Below are 19,491 nucleotides of genomic sequence, written 5' to 3'. Positions count from 1 at the left end.
CCTGTTGTTCAGCATCACCGTCCGCGACCACGTAATGATCGCCCACAGTTTCCGCGGCGAGGTCTTCGGGCCCGCGCAGCGGCTGCACGGCGCGACCTTCGTCGTGGACGCGACGTTCCGGCGGGCCGAGCTCGACGCGGACAACATCGTCGTCGACATCGGGCTCGCCACCCGGGAGCTGGGCGCTCTGCTCGGCGACCTCAACTACCGCAATCTCGACGACGAGCCGGCGTTCGCCGGGGTCAACACCTCGACCGAGTTCCTGGCCAAGGTCATCGCCGACCGTCTCGCGGAGCGAGTGGACGAGGGACTCCTGGGCGAGGGGGCACGCGGCCTGGCGGGGATCACCGTCACGCTGCACGAGTCGCACATCGCATGGGCGAGTTACGAGCGCACCCTATGAACCTTCCCTACGTCGTCCTGCCGGGCGATGTCGACGACACGTCCGTCCCCAGTGGCGGAAACGTCTACGACCGTCGCCTGTGCGAGCACCTGGCCACGGCGGGCGAGATCCCGGTGCCGGGAGCGTGGCCACGGCCCGACGAGGCGGCGAAGGCCGAGCTGACGCGGGTGCTGTCGGCCCTGCCCGACGGTACGGTCGTGCTCCTCGACGGGCTCGTCGCGTGTGGGGTCCCGGACATCGTGGTGCCGCAGGCACACCGGCTCCGGCTCGCGATCCTGGTGCACCTGCCGCTCACCGACGAGACCGGGCTTCCAGCCGAGGTGGCCGCCGAGCTGAACGTGCTGGAGCGCGAGACCCTGCACGCGGTGGACGCCGTCGTGGCCACCAGCTTCTGGGCGGCGCGGCGCCTGGTCGACCACCATCAGCTCCCGGCGGAACGGGTTCATGTCGTGCCGCCGGGCGTCGACCCGGCCGCCCCGGCCACGGGCACGGAGGACGGGACGCGGCTGCTCTGCGTCGGCTCGCTGACTCCGCGTAAGGGACACGACGTGCTTGTCGAAGCCCTTGCGGCGGTCGCTCACCTGCGGTGGAGCTGCGTGTTCGCCGGTCCGTCGAGCCGCGACCCTCGCCATGCCGACGGCCTGCGGCGGTCGATCGAGGACAACGATCTCACTGGCCGGATACAGCTGGTGGGCCCGCGCTCCGGGGAGTCGCTGGACGCCGCGTACGCCGACGCCGACCTGCTGGTCCTGCCGTCCCGCGCCGAGACGTACGGCATGGTGGTGACCGAGGCGCTGGCGCGGGGCATCCCCGTGCTGGCGACGGAGGTCGGCGGCGTGCCGGAGGCGCTCGGGCACGCTCCGGACGGCGGGACGCCTGGGCTCCTCGTGCCACCGGACGACGTGACGCCGCTCGCCGGCGCCGTGCGGCAGTGGCTGCGAGACGGCGAATTGCGGCGGCGGCTCAGGGCCGCCGCGCAGGAACGGCGGCGGACCCTCGCGGGGTGGGAGGAGACCGCACGCCGCATGGCCGCCGTCCTGGACCGGCTCGCTCCAGGCTTCAGCCCCGAGTGGCTGGCCTTGCGCGAGCCCGCCGATGCCGCTGCCCGTGCCCCCCAGCCGCTCGACGAGCTGCCGGTGAACGAGTCGCCGTGGGTCATCCGCGATCTCGGCTGCGGCACGGGTTCGATGGGGCGCTGGCTCGCCGGGCGGCTGCCCGGCCCGCAACACTGGATCCTGCACGACCTTGATCCAGAGCTGCTCCGGCACGCGGGCCGGACCATGCCGGACAAGGCGGCCGACGGCAGCGCCGTGACCGTCGAGACGCAGCAAGGCGACCTTTCCGATCTCCGTGCCGCCGATCTGGCGGGGACGTCGCTGGTGACCGCCTCCGCACTGCTCGACGTGCTCACGCCCGCCGGGATGACCGCGCTGGTCGAGGCGATCGTGACGGCCCGGTGCCCGGCCCTGCTCACGCTCTCGGTCATCGGCATGGTCGAGCTGTCCCCCGCGGATCCCCTCGACCGCGTGATCGAGGCCGCGTTCAACGACCATCAGCGGCGGTCCGGGCTTCTCGGCCCGGCCGCCGCAGCCGCCGCCACCGAGGCGTTCGAGCTCCGTGGCGCCAAGGTGCGCTCCTATCCCAGCCCGTGGCTGCTCGAACAGCCCGACCAGGCCGCGCTGACCGCCGAGTGGCTCCGCGGCTGGGTCGGGGCCGCCTGTGAGCAGCGGCCCGACCTGAAACCCCAGGCCGGCTACTACCTTCGCCGCCGCCTCGACGCCTGTGCGCAAGGCGAATTGCGCGTCGCGGTCCACCACACCGACTTGCTCGTGGAGCCAATGTGAAGCAGACCTTGTGCGGAGTGGTCATCCTGAGCGTCCTCGTGTGGTGGCAGAGCACGGACGCCTTCGTCGACGCGATCCGCGTGATCGACGCCCGGTCGGTGGTGGCCGCGCTCGCCATCGGCGCGCTGACCACCGTGCTCAGCGCCGCGCGGTGGAACCTGGTGGCCCGGAGCCTCGGGTTGCGGCTGCCGATGGCGAGGGCCGTCGCGGACTACTACCGGGCGTTGTTCCTGAACGCGGTGCTCCCGGCGGGCGTGCTCGGCGACGTCCACCGCGCGGTGAGCCATGGCAAGCTCGAAGGCGACGTCCGCCGGAGCGCCCGGGCGGTGTTCGTGGAACGGGCCGCCGGCCAGGCCGTGCTCATCGTGGTCGGCCTCGCCGTCATGTTGTCGGCGGGCGGCCTGGTGCCGGGCTGGACCGTCGGGGCAGGGCTGCTGGGCATGCTCGCCGTGCTCGCCGCACTGGCCGTGGGCTCGCGGAGCATCTGGCCGGGCGTGCTGCTCCTTTCGGCAGCCACCCTGGCCGGGTATGTCGGTCTCTTCGTCGTGGCGGGACGGCTCGCGGGCGTGACCGCTCCGATCATCGACCTCGTGCCGCTGGCGCTCGTGGCCCTGGTCGTGATGGCGCTGCCGGTGAACGTGGGCGGCTGGGGACCGCGCGAGGCCGCCTCGACCGTGGCGTTCGGCGCCGCCGGGCTCGGCGCCACGCAGGGCCTCACGGTCGCCGTGGTCTACGGCGTCCTAGCGCTCATCGCGAGCCTGCCGGGAGCCGCGGTCCTACTGCTCGGGCGCCGCAGCGTCCCGGCCCAGGGCAGCGTCCCGGTCGGGGACCGAGTCGCGGTCGGGGACGGCGTCCGGGTTGGGGACGACGTCCCGGTCGAGGACAGCGTCCCGGTCCAGGAGCTCGAGGTATTCGCCGAACGCCGCCACCAGGCTCGCGAGAAGGTCCCGGCCCTTGTCGGCGGAGGCCAGTGACGGCCGCCCGACCACGCCCGATTCGGTGTAGGCGGCCATGCCGAGGGTGAGCAGGTGTTTCCGGTCGTCCGCCAGGTGGTCGCCGGACTCGTAGCCGGGCCGGACGAGCTCCGGATGGGCGTGCAGGAGGATGGAGGTCTCGATCTCTCCCGCGTGCATGTCACTGTCGAGGGAGGTCTGGACCCCGGCAGCCGCCCGCGCCTCCTCCCAGTCCTGAATACCCGGGAAGAGGGCCATCTCGCCGCGCGCCTCCTGGACGATGTTGCCGAGCACGTAGTTGCCGCCATGGCCGTTGACCAGGACGAGCCGGGTCACGCCTGAGCGGCGGAGCGACCTCGCGATGTCCCGGATCACCGCGTGCAGCGTGCTCGCCGAGATGCTCACGGTCCCCGGCCAGGCCGCGTGCTCGTGCGAACACGAGATCGTCACGGGCGGGAGCCGGAGGACGGGATACGCCGCGGCGATCTCCCGGGCGATCGTGCAGGCGACCACGGTGTCGGTCGCCAGCGGGAGGTACGGGCCGTGCTGCTCGAAACTGCCGATGGGCAGCACCGCGACCCGGGCCTGCCGGTCGCGTTCGTCGGCCGTGCTGCTCTGCGGGAGGAGGGAAGAGATCACGCCGTCCATTGTGGGGTGCCGTCCGTTCCCGCGACATGGAGGGGCACGCCGCGGGCGCGCAATCCCTCCACCGTTGGCTTCGGCGTCTCGGCGTCCACGATGACCAGGTCGAACGCGGTGAGGGGCGCGAGCTGGTAGAGGCCGTTCTTGGCGAACTTGCTGTGGTCGACGAGCAGCACGCGGCGGTCGGCCGACTCCATCAGCGCGCGCTTGACCGCGACGGTCTCCTGAGACTGGTGGTAGCAGTGGCCGTTCGTGATCGCGGTCGTGGACATGAACAGGATGTCCGCGTGCAGTGACCGGATGGCCTCGCTCGTGCGGAGGCCGAGGAAGGCGTCGTAGGCGGGATAGTACGCGCCGCCCAAGGCGATCAGGTCGACGCCGGGCTCGCCCGCCAGGAGGTTGACCGCGGTGAGGAAATTGGTGATCACCGTGAGCGGGCCGCGGGCGGGTAGCAGCCCGGCGAGCGCCAGCCCGGTGGTGCTCTCGTCGATCATGACTGAGGCGCCCTTCTCCACGAGGCTCTCCGCGGCCCGGGCCAGCTGCTGCTTGGCGTCCGACATCGCCTGGAGGCGGTGGTGAACGTCGCCGTGGTGCACGGCGGAGGGTTCGGCGGTGGCGCCGCCCCGGACCTTGCGGAGCCAGCCGCGGCTCTGCAGCTCGTCGAGATCACGGTGGATGGTCATGAGGCTGACGCCGTAGGCCTCGGCCAGGTCCTTGGCCTGGACGAACCCCTCGTCCGCCACGCGCCGCCGGATGCCTTCGCGGCGGTCCCGTGCGCCCATCCCATCGTTCGTGCTGGGCGTCCTGGCGGTGGATTCGTCGTCTGTCACCGGGCTGCGCCCCCTCGCTCGGCTCGATCACGCTGGTGTGAAGTAGATGTGAAGATAACACATCCTGCCCATGGTGCACGGCCTGCTCCTGCCCAGGCTGGCACGGTCCATCAACTCGCCATCACGCCTTATCACGCTTCTGGGTGTTAAGTTCTCGTGGATCATTGACACTTCTACCGGGAATCGTGTTGTGTTCATCACCGCAGCTCAGACGCCGCCCGTCTGCCCGGGCGGGACCCCGAGGAGAACCAGTGAAGATGCCTCACTTCAAAGCGTTCGCCGCGACCGCCGCCGCCCTGGTCGTGCTCGCCCCCGTGGCGGCCTGCTCGTCCGGCGGCTCTGGCGGCTCCGGCGGCGCCAAGGGCGCCAAGATCGCCTTCCTGATGCCGGACATCGCCTCCACCCGGTACGAGCTGTACGACGCGCCGCTGTTCAAGGCCAAGATCAAGCAGCTGTGCGGTGACTGCGAGGTGCTCTACCAGAACGCCAACGCCGACGCCGCCAAGCAGCAGCAACAGGCCAACTCGGTGCTCGCGCAGGGCGTGAAGGCGATCGTCATCGACCCGGTCGACTCCGCCGCGGCGGCCTCCACCGTGCGGATGGCGCAGTCGCGCAAGGTGCCGATCATCGCCTACGACCGGCCGATCCCGGCGGCGAAGGCCGACTACTACATCTCGTTCGACAACGAGAAGATCGGCTCGATGATCGCCCAGTCGCTGGTCGACCAGCTCAAGAAGACCAAGGCGCAGGGCGGCGTCCTCCAGGTCAACGGCTCGCCGACGGACGCCGCCGCCGGGCTCATCAAGAAGGGTGTCCACAGCTCGGTCGACCCCAGCGGCTTCAAGCTGCTCGCCGAGTACGACACGCCGGGCTGGGAGCCGAGCAAGGCCCAGGACTGGGTGAGCGGCCAGATCAGCAAGTTCCGCGGCCAGATCGCGGGCGTGGTCGCCGCCAACGACGGCACCGGCGGCGGCAGCATCGCCGCGTTCAAGGCGGCCGGCCAGAAGGTCCCGCCGGTCACCGGCAACGACGCCGAGCTCGCCGCCGCGCAGCGGATCATCGCCGGCGACCAGTACAACACCATCTCCAAGCCGATCAAGATCGTGGCCGAGGCGGCCGCCAACGCCGCGTACCAGTTCGTCGAGGGCAAGACGCCGAAGGGCAACACCACGCTCTTCAACACCCCGTCGGAGCTCTTCACGCCGACCGTCGTCACCAAGGACAACATCGCCGAGGTCCTGCTCGGCCCGGGCGGCGCGCTCAAGATCTCCGACGTGTGCACCGCGAACTACAAGGCCGCGTGCGACAAGCTCGGCCTCAAGTGAGCTCAATGATGACCGCTTCTTCCGTTTCTCCCGCGGCCACCATGACGGCACCGCTGTTGTCGCTGCGCGGGATCACCAAGTCGTTCGGCGCGGTCGCCGCGCTGACCGACGTGGACCTGGACGTGGCCGCCGGTGAGGTCGTCGCCCTGGTGGGCGACAACGGCGCCGGGAAGTCCACCCTGGTCAAGGTGCTCTCGGGCGTGCACGCCCCGGACTCGGGGACCATCACCTTCGAGTCCCAGGAGGTGAGCATCCCCAGCCCGGCAGCCGCTCAGCACCTCGGCATCGCCACCGTCTTCCAGGACCTGGCGCTCTGCGAGAACCTCAACGTGATCGAGAACCTGTTCCTCGGCCGCGAGCTGCGCGGGCACCGCCTCGACGACGTGCGGATGGAGGTCCGGTCGCGGGAGCTGCTCCAGCAGCTCTCGGCCAAGATCCCCTCGGTCCGTGCCCCGATCGCGGCGCTGTCGGGCGGCCAGCGGCAGACCGTGGCGATCGCCCGGTCGCTGCTGGGCGACCCGAAGGTCATCATCCTGGACGAGCCCACGGCCGCGCTCGGCGTGGCCCAGACGGCCGAGGTGCTCAACCTCATCGACCGGCTCCGCGAACGCGGCCACGGCGTCATCATGATCAGTCACAACATGGCCGACGTGACGGCCGTGGCCGACCGGGTCGTGGTGCTCCGGCTCGGCCGCAACAACGGCGTGTTCGACGCCGAGACCGTGACCGCCGAGGAGCTGGTCACCGCCATCACCGGCGCGTCCGACAACGCGGTCACCCGGCGCTCGGCGCGGCGCCGCAGCGGGGCGGCGGGCGCGCCGGCCGGAGTCACGAAGGAGGGGACGGACGATGAGTGACATCGACACGGTGGAGGCGGCGGCCCCGCCGGCCGCGGCCGAGTTCGACCCCGACCGGCCACGCGGCTTCCGGGGCACGCTGACGGTGCTCGCCGAACGTTTCCGCGGCGGCGACCTCGGCGTGGCGCCGGTGGTCGCCGGGTTGATCGTGATCTGGACGGTGATGCAGAGCCTCAACCCGATCTTCCTGTCGAGCACCAACCTGGTGAACCTCGCGATCGAGTGCGTGCCGGTCGGAATCATCGCGCTCGGCGTGATGTTCATGCTGCTGGTCGGCCAGATCGATCTGTCCGTCGGCTCGATCAGCGGCCTGAGCGCGGCGGTCACCGCGGTGTTGTTCGTCGACCAGGGCATGTCGCCGTGGCTGGCGGTGGCGGGCGCGGTGGTGCTGGCGTGCCTGATCGGCTGGTTGTACGCGCAGGTGTTCAACCGCTTGGGCGTGCCGAGCTTCGTCATCACGCTGGCGGGCCTGCTCGGATTCCTCGGCGTGCAGCTGTGGATGCTGGGGGCCAAGGGCTCGATCAACCTGCCGTTCGACTCGGGTCTCGTCACGTTCGCCCAGCTGCAGTTCGTGCCGCCGTGGCTCTCGTACATCCTGGTCGCGGCGGGTGCGGTCGCGCTCTTCGCCAGCGGGTACGCACGCGCCTCGGCCCGCCGCGGCGCTGGGCTTCCGGCGACGTCGACTCAGGCACTGCTGCTGCGGAGCGCCGTGCTGCTGGCCGGTCTCGGCGCGGCGGTCTGGTATCTCAATCGGGACCGCGGCGTGGGCTGGATGTTCGTGCTCTTCCTCGGCCTCGTGCTGGTGACGCACTACGTCCTCTCCCGGACGAAGTACGGCAAGTCGCTGTACGCGGTGGGCGGCAACGTCGAGGCGGCCCGGCGGGCGGGCATCAACGTCAAGGCGATCTACGCGTCGGCCTTCATGCTGTGCACCACGCTCGCCGCGATCGGCGGCGTGCTCGCTGCGGCGCGGCTGGCGGCGGCCAACCAGAGCAGCGGGGGCGGCGACGTCAACCTCAACGCGATCGCGGCCGCGGTCATCGGCGGAACGAGCCTGTTCGGCGGCCGGGGCAGCGCGTTCGCGGCGCTGCTCGGCATCGTCGTCATCCAGTCGATCTCCAGCGGCCTCACGCTGCTCAACCTGGATTCCTCGTACCGGTTCATGGTCACCGGAGCCGTGCTGCTGCTAGCCGTGGCGCTGGACTCCGTCGCCCGCCGTTCCCGTGCCTCCAGCGGGCGGGCGTGATGGCCGTCATCTGTGTCGACGCCGGCACCACGATGATCAAGGTGGTCGGCTACGACGACGCGGGCGCGGAGCTCGCCGTCGTCCGGCAGCCCACCGAGGTCCGGAGCCCCGAGCCGGCCTGGGCCGAGCAGGACATGCCGTCGGTCTGGCAGGCCGTGGTCCGCGGCATCCGCGAGGTCCTGGACGTGACCGGCACCGGCGTGACAGCCCCGAACGTGACATATGTGGCGCTGACCGCGCAGGGCGACGGGAGCTGGCTGGTCGACGCGGACGGCGAGCCGACCGGCCCGGCGATCCTCTGGAACGACGGCCGGGCGGGCTCGATCGTCGAACGGTGGGTGGAGTCGGGCGTGCTGCGCGAGGCGTTCCGCGTGAACGGGTCGCTGGCGTTCGCGGGCCTGCCGAGCGGGATCCTCACCTGGCTGCGCGAGCACGACCCGGAGCGGCTCGACCGGTCGGCGGCGTCGCTGACCTGCGGGGGCTGGATCTTCTCCCGCCTCACCGGGTCGGTGGCCGTGGACGGCTCGGACGCCTCCGTCCCGTTCATGGACATCCGGGCACGCGACTACTCGGCCGAACTGTTCCGCACGTACGGCATGGAGTGGGCCCGGCCGCTGCTTCCGAAGCTGCTCGCCGACGACGATCGCGTCGCCGGGCTGACCGCACCTGCGGCGGAGGAGCTGGGCTTGCCGCCCGGCACCCCTGTCGTGCTGGCGCCGTACGACATCGCCACGACCGCCATCGGCGTGGGCGCGGTGGACGTCGGCCAGTCGTGCGTCATCCTGGGGACCACGCTGTGCACCGAGATGGTCATCGACGCACCGCGCCTCGACGGCGAGCCGTCGGGCCTCACGGTGGCGATGGGCCTTCCGGGCCGCTATCTGAGGGCGTTCCCGACTCTCGCGGGGGGTCAGGTGATCGACTGGGCGTGCCGGCTGCTCGGGCTGGCGGACGACCCCGCCGGTCTCTCAGAGCTGGCCGCGCGGGCTCCGGCCGGTGCGAACGGCCTGGTGTTCCTGCCGTATCTGTCGCCCGCCGGTGAACGGGCGCCGTTCCTCGACCCACAGGCGCGCGGTGCGTTCCACGGGCTCACCGTCGATCATGAACGGGAGGACATGGCCCGTGCCGTGCTCGAAGGGCTGAGCCTGGTGGTGCGCGACTGCCTGACCGCCGCCGGGACCCGGCCGACCGAGCTGCGGGTGAGCGGCGGCGGCTCGGCCAGTCCGGTGTGGCTCCAGCTGATGGCCGACGTCACGGGCGTCCCGGTCGTTCGTACGGCCGACGCCGAGCCGGGTGCGCGCGGCGCGTTCCTCATCGGGCTGCTCGCCACGGGGCAGGCGGCGAGTGCGCGGGAGGCCGCCGACGCGCATGTCCGTGTCGGTGACGCCTACGAGCCCGACCCGTCCCGTGCCGCCGCGTACAGCCGTCTCTACCAGGACTTTCTCGACATCCGAACGGCCGCGGCGGCCACGTGGCCGATCCTCGCGGCGATGCGGGACCGGAACCGATCCGACGGGGGGAATCCGTGACCCGGCGACAGCACCGGGCCGACGACGTCTGGGTGGGGGTGGACCTCGGGACCCAGAGCGTTCGCGCCCTGGCCGTGACCGCCACCGGCGAGGTCGCCGGATCCGGCAGCCGGAGGCTCACGAGCCTGCGGGACGGCCCCCGCCACGAACAGGACCCGGAGGAATGGTGGCGGGCCGTGGGCGAGGCGTGCCGTGCGGCCTTGCGCGACATCCCCGGAGAGGCTGTCCGCGCCGTGGCCGTAGACGGCACGTCCGGGACGATCCTTCTTACCGATCCCGGTTGCCGTCCGCTTACCTCTGCCTTGATGTACGACGACATCCGCGCCGCCGATCAGGTGCAGCGTGTGGACGCTGCCGGGGGAGAGGTGTGGCGGCGGCTCGGATACCAGCGCATGCAGCCCGCATGGGCGCTGCCCAAGCTGCTGTGGCTGCTGGACGAACTGCCCGGCGCCGCTCCGGAGGCGCGGCTTGCGCATCAGGTCGACTTCGTCAACTGGCGGCTCGCCGGGCATGCCGTCGCCACGGACCTGAGCAACGCGCTCAAGACGGGTGCCGATCTGATCAAGGAGACCTGGCCGGAGGAGGTGTTCGAGAAGCTGGGGGTGCCCGCCGGGCTGCTCCCGCCCTTGGAACGTTCCGGCTCCGTCCTCGGCAACGTCTGCGCCGAAGCCGCCGAAGCGACCGGCCTGCCCATCGGCATCCCCATCGTCGCCGGATGCACCGACGGCTGCGCCGCCCAGCTCGGCACCGGACGGCTCACCGTCGGCTCCTGGAACTCCGTGCTCGGCACGACCCTGGTGCTCAAGGGCGTCACCACCGAACTGATCCAGGATCCGCTCGGCGTCGTCTACTCGCACAAGGCACCGGACGGGGGATGGCTCCCCGGCGGCGCGTCCAGCACCGGAGCGGGGATCATCAGCCGTGACTTCCCGGACCGCGACCTTGACGAGCTGACCCGCGCGGCGCGGGGCCATGAACCGGCACGGACGCTCACGTATCCGCTCGCCTCCTCCGGAGAACGATTCCCTTTCGTCGCACCGGAGGCGCGCGGCTTCGTCCTCGACAAGGATGCGGACGAGGGCGACCGCTTCGCGTCGGTGCTCCAAGGCATCGGCTACGTCGAACGGCTCTGTTTCGACTACCTGGACATGCTGGGCGCGCCGATCGGGGGTGACCTGACGTTGACCGGGGGATCGACGAAGAGCACGTACTGGTGCCGGTTGCGGGCCGACATCCTCGGGCGCCCGGTGCTCCTGCCCGAGCAGGCCGAACCCGCCCTGGGCGCGGCCGTGCTGGCCGCCGCCGCGTCGACCGGGAGGCGGGTCGCCGAAACCGCCGCGTCCATGGTCCGCCTCCGGGAGACCATCGATCCTCGCCCGACCCACACCGCCCGCTTCGACGAGGGCTACCTCAGGCTCGTCGCCGAGCTCGAACGGCGCGGCTGGCTGCCGCCGGCCGCCGCCGCACACGCACGGGAAAGGACGTCACGTTGACTTCCTCCCCACGCCTAAAGGCGGGGGATTCCAGCGGTCGCCCGCTGGGTTTCCTGCTTCATCGACGACTGCCCCGTCCGGGAGGACTCCCGTTGAGGTCTTACACCGCCTCCACAGGCAGACACCGCCAGCCCGGCGGCCAGAATGTTACGCGCGGCGTTGACGTCGCGGTCATGCACGGTCCCGCAGTCGCACGTCCACTCGCGGACGTTCAGCGGCAGTTTCTCGCCGACCGTGCCGCAGGCCCCGCACAGCTTCGAGCTGGGGAACCAGCGGTCGACCGTCACGAGTTCGCGCCCGTACCAGGCGCACTTGTACTCCAGCATCATCCGCAGATCCGTCCACGCCGCATCGGAGATGGCACGCGCGAGCGAGTGGTTCTTCACCAAGTTCTGGACCGACAGGTCCTCGATCACGACCGTTTGGTTCTCACGGACGAGCCGAGTCGACAGTTTGTGCAGGAAGTCCCGGCGCCGGTCAGCGATCCGCGCGTGCACGCGCGCCACCTTCACCCGCGCCTTGGCCCGGTTCTTCGATCCCTTCTCCTTACGGGCCAGCTCCCGCTGCGCCTTTGCGAGGCGTTCCCGGTCGCGGCGCTCATGCTTCGGGTTGGTGATCTTCTCCCCGGTCGACAGCGTCACCAGAGACGTGATCCCGGCGTCCACGCCGACCGCGTTCGTGGTGGCGGGGGCCGGGGTGATGGTGTCCTCGACGAGCATCGAGACGAACCAGCGCCCGGCGCTGTCACGCGACACCGTCACCGTCGTGGGCTCGGTCCCCTCAGGAAGGGGACGCGACCAGCGAATGTTCAGCGGCTCGGCCATCTTTGCCAAGGTCAGGGTCCCGTCGTGCCAGGTGAACGCGCTGCGGGTGTACTCGGCCGACACCCGGGACTTCTTGCGCGATTTGTACCGCGGGTACTTGGCCCGCTTGGCGAAGAAGCTGGTGAACGCCGCCTGAAGGTGCCGCAGCGCCTGTTGAAGTGGCACGCAGGACACCTCCGCCAAGAAGGCGAGCTCCTCGGTCTTCTTCCACTGCGTCAGCGCTGCCGACGACTGCACGTAGGAGATCCGGCGCTGCTCGTCGTACCAGGCGCGGGTGCGTTCCTCCAGCGCCTTGTTGTACACCAGGCGGACACAGCCGAACGTGCGCGACAGCTCCGCCGCCTGCTCGCCGGTGGGGTAGAAGCGGTACTTGAACGCCCGCTTGACCTGCTGCGCCACGCCTCACGTTCTATCAGATTCAATGTGAGCGAGTGTCGGGTTGTGGTTGGTGGACGCCGAATCGCCCTGACGGCGATCCGGCTTTCCCTGTCCTGCTCCGCAGAAGTTCGATTCCTCCCCACGGCCAAAGCCGGGGGTTTCCTCGGAGGTATCCGATGACCCGACTGGTTCTGGTGCGGCACGGAGAGACCACGTGGCATGCGGAGAACCGCTACGCGGGGGTCACGGACGTTCCGCTCACCCCGCGCGGTCTCGACCAGGCACGCCAGCTCGCCGACTGGGCGAGGACGGCCGAGGTCGCCGCCATCTGGTCGTCGGACCTGACACGGGCACGGCTGACCGCGGCCCCGTGCGCCGAGGCCGCAGGGCTCCCGCTCCAGATCGACCAGCGGCTCCGCGAGCTGAACTTCGGACGCGCGGAAGGCCTCACGCGGGCGGAGATGAGCCAGCGGTTCCCCGACGCGCTCCAGGCGTTCCACGCCGATCCGGTGAACGACCACCTGCCCGGGGGAGAGGACCCCGCCGCCGCCGCGACGCGCTTCACCGCTTGCCTGAACGACATCGTCAGCCGGCACCCCGGCGACCGGGTGCTCGTGATCGCCCACACCACGGCGATCCGCCTGGCCCTCTGCACCCTCCTGGGGCTGCCCCTGCCGGACTACCGGCGGCTGTTCCCGGCCGTGCGCAACTGCGCCCTCACCGAGGTCCGCGTCGAAGACGGCGAGGTCGCCCTGCTCGCGTTCAACACCCCGATCGAAGCCCTGGAGCCGCAATGACCGTCCGCGTCCTGGCCGCCGGCGACCACTTCGTCCTGAACGAACTGCTCATCAAGGCCATCCGCGCCGAGGCCCCCTCCGCCGACCTGGCCTTCACCGAGCTGACGCTCCCCTGGCCGGTGGAGCCGTTCGGCAGGGTCGCCGAGGTGGACGAGGCGTCCGGCACCGAGGACCAGCTCATCGAGGCCCTCCAGGGCGCCGAGATCTGCGTGACTCAGATGGCCCCGCTCACCCGCCGGATTCTGAAGGCGTCCCCGGACCTCCGTCTCTTCGGTGTCAGCCGAGGCGGCCCGATCAACGCCAACCTGGAGGCCGCCGCCGAGCACGGCGTCGCGGTCTGCAACGCCCCCGGCCGCAACGCCGGCGCCACCGCCGAGCACACCCTGGGCATGATCATGGCCGCCGCCCGCCGCATCCCCCAGACGCACACCGACCTCCATACCGGCCAGTGGCGCAGCGACTACTACCGCTACGAGGCCGTCGGACCGGAACTGGACGGCAGCACGGTCGGCTTGGTCGGCTGCGGCGCGGTGGGCCGCCGCGTGGCCCGCATGCTGACCGCCCTAGGGGCGCACGTCCTCGTCCACGACCCGTACACCGACCTGGGCGACCTAGCCGAATCAGTCAGCCTCGAAGAACTCCTGGCCCGCGCGCAGATAGTGACGCTCCACGCCCGCGTAACCCCCGAGACCACCGGCATGATCGGGGCCACCCAGATCGCGGCGATGCCCCCAGGCGCCATCATCGTGAACTGCGCCCGTGGCGCCCTTCTCGACTACGACGCGGTCTGCGACGCCGTCGACACGGGACACCTCTTCGGCGCCGCCTTCGACGTCTTCCCCGAGGAGCCGATCCCGCCGGACTCGCGTCTCCTCTCAACCCCCAACATCACCCTCACCCCGCACCTGGCGGGCGCGAGCAAGCAGACCGCCGCCAACGCCGCCCGCATCATCGCCGAAGAAGTGGGCCGCTACCTCCGCGGCGAACCCCTCGCCCATTCCGCCAACGGCCTCGAAAAACCCTTTGTCCGCAACTGACAGAGATGATGTAAGCGATGACGCTCGTGTAACCGAGCTGATCGAGCTCGCCTGGGAGGACGCCGACGCTCTGGGACCGGCGCCTTGAGCTCCGCCCGACCCTGCCGATTACGTCCTGCTCGCTCGCCTCGCTCTGGGCGCCAGTCGGCCTGGCCTCGCAGCCGCCGCCGCAGACCGTGCCGCGAGCCTCGATCCCGGATTCACTCTTCTGCGGGGTGTTGCCGCGCAGGCGCGCGGACTCGTCGACGACGACCCCGATCTCCTGTTGCAGGCCGCCGAACTTCTCAAGGACGGCGAGCGGCCGCTGGCCCACGCATCAGCGACCGAGGACGCGGGCGGCGCTCTCAGCGCTCTCAGCGCGCACGGCGATCCCGCTGCGCGGGGACTCCTGAACACCGCACTCGATGTGTACGAGGAGGCGGGCGCCGCACGTGATGCGGCCCGTGTGCGGAGGCGGCTGCGCCTGCTCGGCGTGCGCCGGGTGCGGCCCCGTGGCAACGCGGAGGAAGGCCGGTGGGGACTGACGGCGGCGGAGGTCAAGGTGGCCCGGCTGGTGGCGCAGGGGGCCACCAACCGGCAGGTCGCTGAGCAGCTGTTCCTGTCGTCCCACACGGTCAACAATCACATGCGGAACATCTTCACCAAATGGGACATCAGCTCCCGGCTGGACCTGGCCCGCCTCGTACTGGCCCATGAGGCCGCCTGACCCAAAGGGTCACGGCAGCGCACGGGCAGTCTCCGGCGAGGCCCGGCACCCGGCGCCCGGCAGGAGACCGTTCCCATAGGCCTACGCGGTGGCATGGGCTCCACGCGTAGTGACCCGTGATCGAACGTCCGTTCATCCGCGGCGACGTCGTGCGCACCCACAGGTCGTCGGCGTCCCGCCCGCCGGGAGGCGTGGTGGCGCCGCCCTCGCATGCGCCGGTCCGATGCTTCCCGACCGCCCAGACCGATGAATCCCTCGTGCCTTCGGTCTCTGGCTCGACGCCTTCCGGACCGGCTCGTTGAGTGGGCCGTTCTAATGAGATATTGCATTAGACAACGAGATCTTGCATTGAATGACGGCCGTCCTGGTATCACCGGCGACGCGCGGGCGCGGAAGACATGGTTGAAATGCTTGAAGAGACTGAGCCTGCGGTTGGATGGTCGGCGGCCGGAGCCTTGCGGCCGGGCTCGCTGGTGGGCAGAGACGTTGAGTGCGAGACACTCGACCAGCTGCTCGCGGACGTCCGCGGCGGTGAGAGCCAGGTACTGGTGCTGCGCGGCGAGGCAGGAGCCGGCAAGTCGGCGCTGCTGGACCACCTTGTCGCGAAGTCCTCCGGGTGCCGGGTCGTGGCCGCCACAGGGGTCCGGTCTGAGATGGAACTGGCCTTCGCGGCCGTCCACCAGCTGTGCGTGCCGATGCTGGACCTCCTGGATTCCCTGCCCGAACCGCAGCATGAGGCGCTCGGCACGGCATTCGGGATGCGCGCCGGTCCCGCTCCCGACCAGCTCCTCATCAGCCTCGCCGTGCTCAACCTCCTGGCTCAGGCCGCCGACGAGCGTCCGCTCGTGTGCGTGATCGACGACGCGCAGTGGCTCGACAGCGCCTCGGCGCAGATCCTCACCTTCGTGGCCCGCCGCCTCAAGGCCGAATCCGTGGCCTGTGTCTTCGCCGTCCGCGATACCGGCGAGACCGACGTGCTGTCGGGCCTGCCAGTGCTGGAGGTCGGTGGGCTGCGGGACACCGACGCACGAACGCTCCTCAGCCGGGTGGTCGCCGGGCCACTGGACGAGGAGGTGCGCGACCGGATCCTGTTCGAGGCGCGGGGGAACCCGCTCGCCCTGCTCGAACTGCCCCGCACCGTGCCCGAGGGCGGATTCGTGGCGGCACCCCGGTGGTCGCTGCCGGACCGCCTCGAGGACGGCTTCCAGCGTCGGCTCAACGACCTGCCCTCCGACAGCCTCATGGTGCTGCTGCTGGCCGCCGCCGAACCCCTCGGCGATCCGAGCCTGCTGCGGCGCGCCGCCGACGTCCTGGGCGTGGATGTCACGGCGGCCGACGAGGCCGACGAGCTGATCGACTTCAGCGACCGGGTGCGTTTCCGGCATCCGCTGGTGCGCTCCGCGGTGTACGACTCGGCCGCTCCGAGGGAGCGCCGACGGGCGCACCGGGCACTGGCGGAGGCGACGGACGCCGTCACCGACTCGGACCGGCGGGCCTGGCATCGCGCCCACGGCGCCGCGCACCCCGACGAAGGCATCGCCGCCGAGCTCGAACGCTCGGCCGGACGCGCCCAGGCCCGCGGTGGCCTGGCCGCCGCCGCGGCTTTTCTGGAACGGGCGGCCGCGCTCACCCCCGATGCCGGACGCCAGGCCGAACGTGCACTCGACGCCGCCCGGGTCAAGCTTCTGGCCGGCGCGCCCGACTCCGCACTGAAACTACTGGCGGCGGCCGAGTCCGGACCGCTCAGCGAGCTCCAGCAGGCAAACGCCGATCTTCTGCGAGCCCGTCTCGCGTACGTCACCGACCGCGGCCGTGATGCTCCGCCCATCCTCGTCAAAGCCGCACAAGGATTCGAGCCGGTCGACGTTCGTCTTTCCCGGGCGACCTATCTGGATGCGATGTCCGCCGCGGTGTTCACCGGCCGTCTGGCCCGTCCCGGCGGCGGCACGCTGGAGGTGGCGAAGGCCGCGGGTGCGGCGCCACGGCTACCGCACCCCCCGCGTGCGCCCGACCTCCTGCTGGACGGCTTCGTGGCGCTGTTCAACGAAGGGTACATGGCGGCGGCGCCGATCCTGCGGCGGGCCTTGGCCGCCTTCCCTGACGGCACATCTGCGGACGAGGAACTGCGCTGGATGTGGCCGGCCTGCATCGCCGCCGTGCATACCTGGGACGACGATCTCTGGGAGGCGCTCTCCGGCCGCTTCGTCGAGCTGGCTCGCGGCGTCGGCGCGCTCAGCGAGCTTCCGCTCGCCCTCACCATGCGTGCCCACCTGCTCCTGTACACCGGCGACCTGGCCGCCGCGGGAGCACTGATCGACGAGGCACAGGCGGTCATCGAGGTGACGGGCAGCAGCCTCGCGGGCTACGGCGCCATGACGCTCGCCGCGCTGCGCGGCCGTGAAGCCGAGGCCTCCGCGCTGATCGAGACCACCACCAAGGACGTGACCAGGCGCGGGGAAGGCATCGGGATCACTGCGGCCGAGCTGGCGACCGCGGTGCTCGGCAACGGCCTCGGCCGGTACCGCGAGGCGATGATCGCCGCCCGGCGGGGTGCCTCGCATGAACGGGACCCGGGCTTGGCGAACTGGGCCGCGGTCGAGTTCATCGAGGCGGCCACCCGCAGTGGGAAGAACGAGGCGGCGGCCGGTGCCCTGCACCGGATATCCGAGGTCGCCGCCGTCAGCGGAACCGACTGGGCGCTCGGGGTCGAGGCCCGCTCGCGCGCGCTGCTTGCGGACGAGGAAGTCGCCGAGCCCCTCTACCAAGAGTCGATCACGCGCCTCGGCCGGACCCGGATACGCCCGGACCTCGCCCGTGCCCACCTGCTCTACGGCGAATGGCTGCGCCGCGAACGCCGCCGCGCCCAGGCTCGCGAGAATCTCCGCACTGCCTTCGACCTGTTCACCGAGATCGGTATGACGGCGTTCGCCGACCGGGCCGCACGCGAACTCCAGGCCACCGGGGAAACCGCCCGGAAGCTCGCCGTCGAGGCCGCCGGGCCGCTCACCCCGCAGGAGGCGCAGATCGCCAAGCTGGCCCGCACCGGCCTGACCAACAAGGAGATCGCTACACGCCTGTTCGTCAGCCCCCGCACCGTCGAGTACCACCTGCGTAAGGTCTTCACGAAACTCGGCATCACCTCGCGTCATCAGCTCGAAGATCTCCTCTGACTCGGAGCCTCGGGAAGCGGCGCGTGCCCCGGCGCGTGCCCTGGGCCGTGGCCCCGGGCCGTGCCCCCTAGTGCCTAGCGACTGCTGCCTAGGGACCCTGGCCAGGCTGTCCCTGATGCGACTGCGGTACATGACCGGCCACAGTGTGCATTGTCGGCGAAAGGCGTCTGCCTGCAGGCCGATGGGAGGAGCCCATGGCCGTCGAGGAGATGAAACAGAGGCAGCGCGGCGGCACTTGCCGCGCCCCGGCACTGCCGTCCAGTACGGTCCGCGATCTTCCACTCCGCGCAGCGGGCCGTCGAGATCCTTCACCGGATCCCCTGTCCTCTGCCGCTCGCCTCAGCCTTGGAGGACGCCGGGAGGTTGCTCCTGAAGTTCGACCGCGACGCCGCCATCAGGCGCCTCACCAGGCCGAAAGCATCACGGGAAGAGCAAATCGGAACCATTTCTCTCAACGGCACCGACTTTGGTGTGCCTGAAATAGCTCGCGTCAGAATCATTCTACGAACTGGCGAAGAAGTGTAAAGAACTGCCGTTTCCGATCTCATGTGTTCGTGTCATGCCTTTTCTTGGCCGAGTAGAGATCGTGAGGGCGTAGATCCGGTTTGTCCAATGAAACGCCCGGCCATGGGAGACGGAATGTTGAAGGCGTCAGTGAACATGCATCGTGCAGGACAAGACCAGACGAGTCCCCTCGAGCAGGCCGCCGCAATCTTCGTCGAAATGCGCCCGCGCCTTTTCGGCATCGCCCACAGGATGCTCCTCAGCACGGTGGAAGCCGAGGACATCGTCCAGGAGGCCTGGATGCGCTGGCAGAACACCGAACGCTCGACCATCGACAATCCGGCGGCGTTCCTGACCCTGATTACGACACGACTGTCCATCAACGCCCTGCAGTCCGCCCGGATCCGCCGCGAGACCTCCATCGGCCCCTGGGTGCCCGAGCCCATCGACCTCAGCGCTGATCCTGCCGACGGAGCCGAACGGGGCGAGGCGCTCGAACTCGCCCTGTTGCTGCTGCTCGAGAAGCTCACCCCGGCCCAGTTGGCCGCCTATGTCCTCCGTGAAGCCTTCCTCTACCCCTACGGGCAGATCGCCGAGATCATTCAGCTCACCCCGGCCAACGTCCGCCAATTGGTGAGCCGCGCCCGCAGGCACCTGAAGACCAACCGGTGCGGGTCGATCGACACCGGCGAGCACCGGATCCTCGTGTCGACCTTCCGCGCGGCCCAAGAGGGGAACGTCGCGGCCCTGGAAGACCTCTTCGCCGCGGACGTGGTCAGCTCCTCCGATGGCAAGGGCACCTGCACGGCTGCGCGGCTCCCCCTGGTCGACATCAATCGGTGGCGTGGCTCGTCCCGGCGTACGTGTGGTCCTTTCGCCGAGCGCCGACCTGAGCCGGCACACGCCTGATCACGTCGCTGACCGAAATCACGCCGCGCCCTCGAAGCGATGCA

The 19,491-nt window shown here is 70.6% G+C and carries 15 protein-coding genes and 1 pseudogene; 13 read left to right on the top strand and 3 right to left on the bottom strand.

The genetic code is table 11. The annotated features are described in order from the left end of the window. Positions 1-4: 4 nt before the first annotated feature. From ACH34W_RS41915 to ACH34W_RS41905, 3 genes and pseudogenes are all read left to right on the top strand, one after another. Positions 5-403 (top strand): 6-pyruvoyl trahydropterin synthase family protein, encoded by a 399-nt coding sequence (locus tag ACH34W_RS41915; protein WP_395966775.1) that lies wholly within the window; start codon positions 5-7, stop codon positions 401-403. After that, entirely contained in the window at positions 400-2,247 is a 1,848-nt protein-coding gene (locus ACH34W_RS41910; RefSeq protein ID WP_395966774.1) for a glycosyltransferase, read from the top strand. The genes ACH34W_RS41915 and ACH34W_RS41910 overlap by 4 nt, the downstream gene beginning before the upstream one ends. Next, a pseudogene (locus tag ACH34W_RS41905) lies at positions 2,244-2,654 on the top strand (lysylphosphatidylglycerol synthase domain-containing protein); the annotation flags it as partial. The gene ACH34W_RS41910 and the pseudogene ACH34W_RS41905, both read left to right, overlap by 4 nt. Positions 2,655-3,023: 369 nt before the next feature. Here ACH34W_RS41905 and ACH34W_RS41900 read toward each other — a convergent pair. Beyond that, a complete protein-coding gene (locus ACH34W_RS41900; protein WP_395966773.1) occupies positions 3,024-3,848 on the bottom strand; it encodes a creatininase family protein in 825 nt (274 codons plus the stop codon). Beyond that, positions 3,836-4,672: a DeoR/GlpR family DNA-binding transcription regulator gene (locus tag ACH34W_RS41895; protein WP_395966772.1), complete on the bottom strand. Its 837-nt coding sequence runs from the start codon at positions 4,670-4,672 to the stop codon at positions 3,836-3,838. Before ACH34W_RS41895 ends, ACH34W_RS41900 begins: the two co-directional genes overlap by 13 nt. A 257-nt stretch (positions 4,673-4,929) precedes the next feature. Here ACH34W_RS41895 and ACH34W_RS41890 point away from each other — a divergent pair, with 257 nt between their 5' ends. The 5 genes from ACH34W_RS41890 to ACH34W_RS41870 are packed head-to-tail and all read left to right on the top strand — an operon-like array spanning position 4,930 to position 11,122. Further along, positions 4,930-5,997 carry a substrate-binding domain-containing protein gene (locus tag ACH34W_RS41890; protein ID WP_395966771.1) on the top strand — a complete coding sequence of 356 codons (1,068 nt, stop codon included), beginning with the start codon at positions 4,930-4,932 and terminating at the stop codon, positions 5,995-5,997. Between the two features lie 41 nt (positions 5,998-6,038). Beyond that, positions 6,039-6,854 carry an ATP-binding cassette domain-containing protein gene (locus ACH34W_RS41885; protein ID WP_395966770.1) on the top strand — a complete coding sequence of 272 codons (816 nt, stop codon included), beginning with the start codon at positions 6,039-6,041 and terminating at the stop codon, positions 6,852-6,854. Next, positions 6,847-8,100: a sugar ABC transporter permease gene (locus ACH34W_RS41880; protein WP_395966769.1), complete on the top strand. Its 1,254-nt coding sequence runs from the start codon at positions 6,847-6,849 to the stop codon at positions 8,098-8,100. Before ACH34W_RS41885 ends, ACH34W_RS41880 begins: the two co-directional genes overlap by 8 nt. Further along, on the top strand, positions 8,100-9,629 hold the full coding sequence (locus ACH34W_RS41875; protein WP_395966768.1) for an FGGY family carbohydrate kinase: 1,530 nt from the start codon (positions 8,100-8,102) through the stop codon (positions 9,627-9,629). The genes ACH34W_RS41880 and ACH34W_RS41875 overlap by 1 nt, the downstream gene beginning before the upstream one ends. Further along, the gene (locus tag ACH34W_RS41870; RefSeq protein WP_395966767.1) at positions 9,626-11,122 is read left to right on the top strand and encodes an FGGY-family carbohydrate kinase; all 1,497 of its coding nucleotides are present in this window, start codon (positions 9,626-9,628) and stop codon (positions 11,120-11,122) included. Before ACH34W_RS41875 ends, ACH34W_RS41870 begins: the two co-directional genes overlap by 4 nt. A gap of 14 nt (positions 11,123-11,136) precedes the next feature. Here ACH34W_RS41870 and ACH34W_RS41865 read toward each other — a convergent pair whose 3' ends face one another. Continuing rightward, positions 11,137-12,345 (bottom strand): RNA-guided endonuclease InsQ/TnpB family protein, encoded by a 1,209-nt coding sequence (locus tag ACH34W_RS41865; protein ID WP_395966766.1) that lies wholly within the window; start codon positions 12,343-12,345, stop codon positions 11,137-11,139. A gap of 155 nt (positions 12,346-12,500) precedes the next feature. Here ACH34W_RS41865 and ACH34W_RS41860 point away from each other — a divergent pair, with 155 nt between their 5' ends. From ACH34W_RS41860 to ACH34W_RS41840, 5 genes are all read left to right on the top strand, one after another. After that, complete coding sequence (locus tag ACH34W_RS41860) at positions 12,501-13,121, top strand: histidine phosphatase family protein (protein WP_395966765.1); 621 nt, start codon at positions 12,501-12,503, stop codon at positions 13,119-13,121. After that, complete coding sequence (locus tag ACH34W_RS41855) at positions 13,118-14,158, top strand: 2-hydroxyacid dehydrogenase (RefSeq protein ID WP_395966764.1); 1,041 nt, start codon at positions 13,118-13,120, stop codon at positions 14,156-14,158. Before ACH34W_RS41860 ends, ACH34W_RS41855 begins: the two co-directional genes overlap by 4 nt. 265 nt (positions 14,159-14,423) lie before the next feature. Continuing rightward, positions 14,424-14,864 carry a LuxR C-terminal-related transcriptional regulator gene (locus ACH34W_RS41850; protein WP_395966763.1) on the top strand — a complete coding sequence of 147 codons (441 nt, stop codon included), beginning with the start codon at positions 14,424-14,426 and terminating at the stop codon, positions 14,862-14,864. A gap of 473 nt (positions 14,865-15,337) precedes the next feature. Then, positions 15,338-18,034, top strand: coding sequence for an ATP-binding protein (locus tag ACH34W_RS41845; RefSeq protein ID WP_395966762.1), 2,697 nt, complete (start codon positions 15,338-15,340; stop codon positions 18,032-18,034). 660 nt (positions 18,035-18,694) lie between these two features. After that, a complete protein-coding gene (locus ACH34W_RS41840; protein WP_395966761.1) occupies positions 18,695-19,447 on the top strand; it encodes a sigma-70 family RNA polymerase sigma factor in 753 nt (250 codons plus the stop codon). Positions 19,448-19,491 lie beyond the last annotated feature (44 nt).

Origin of the sequence: Actinomadura sp. 6N118 (assembly GCF_044326415.1) — a bacterium.
In the GTDB taxonomy this organism is placed as follows: Bacteria; Actinomycetota; Actinomycetes; order Streptosporangiales; family Streptosporangiaceae; genus Spirillospora.
The sequence above is the reverse complement of the archived record's forward strand: the minus strand, read 5'-3'. Positions and strand labels throughout refer to the sequence as shown.

What these genes read in the sequence shown, in the direction of transcription:
- ACH34W_RS41910 (WP_395966774.1), top strand. Translation starts at nt 400, where the DNA reads ATGAACCTTCCCTACGTCGTCCTGCCGGGCGATGTCGACGACACGTCC.
- ACH34W_RS41900 (WP_395966773.1), bottom strand. Translation starts at nt 3,848, where the DNA reads ATGGACGGCGTGATCTCTTCCCTCCTCCCGCAGAGCAGCACGGCCGAC.
- ACH34W_RS41890 (WP_395966771.1), top strand. Translation starts at nt 4,930, where the DNA reads ATGCCTCACTTCAAAGCGTTCGCCGCGACCGCCGCCGCCCTGGTCGTG.
- ACH34W_RS41885 (WP_395966770.1), top strand. Translation starts at nt 6,039, where the DNA reads ATGACGGCACCGCTGTTGTCGCTGCGCGGGATCACCAAGTCGTTCGGC.
- ACH34W_RS41880 (WP_395966769.1), top strand. Translation starts at nt 6,847, where the DNA reads ATGAGTGACATCGACACGGTGGAGGCGGCGGCCCCGCCGGCCGCGGCC.
- ACH34W_RS41875 (WP_395966768.1), top strand. Translation starts at nt 8,100, where the DNA reads ATGGCCGTCATCTGTGTCGACGCCGGCACCACGATGATCAAGGTGGTC.
- ACH34W_RS41860 (WP_395966765.1), top strand. Translation starts at nt 12,501, where the DNA reads ATGACCCGACTGGTTCTGGTGCGGCACGGAGAGACCACGTGGCATGCG.
- ACH34W_RS41855 (WP_395966764.1), top strand. Translation starts at nt 13,118, where the DNA reads ATGACCGTCCGCGTCCTGGCCGCCGGCGACCACTTCGTCCTGAACGAA.
- ACH34W_RS41840 (WP_395966761.1), top strand. Translation starts at nt 18,695, where the DNA reads ATGCATCGTGCAGGACAAGACCAGACGAGTCCCCTCGAGCAGGCCGCC.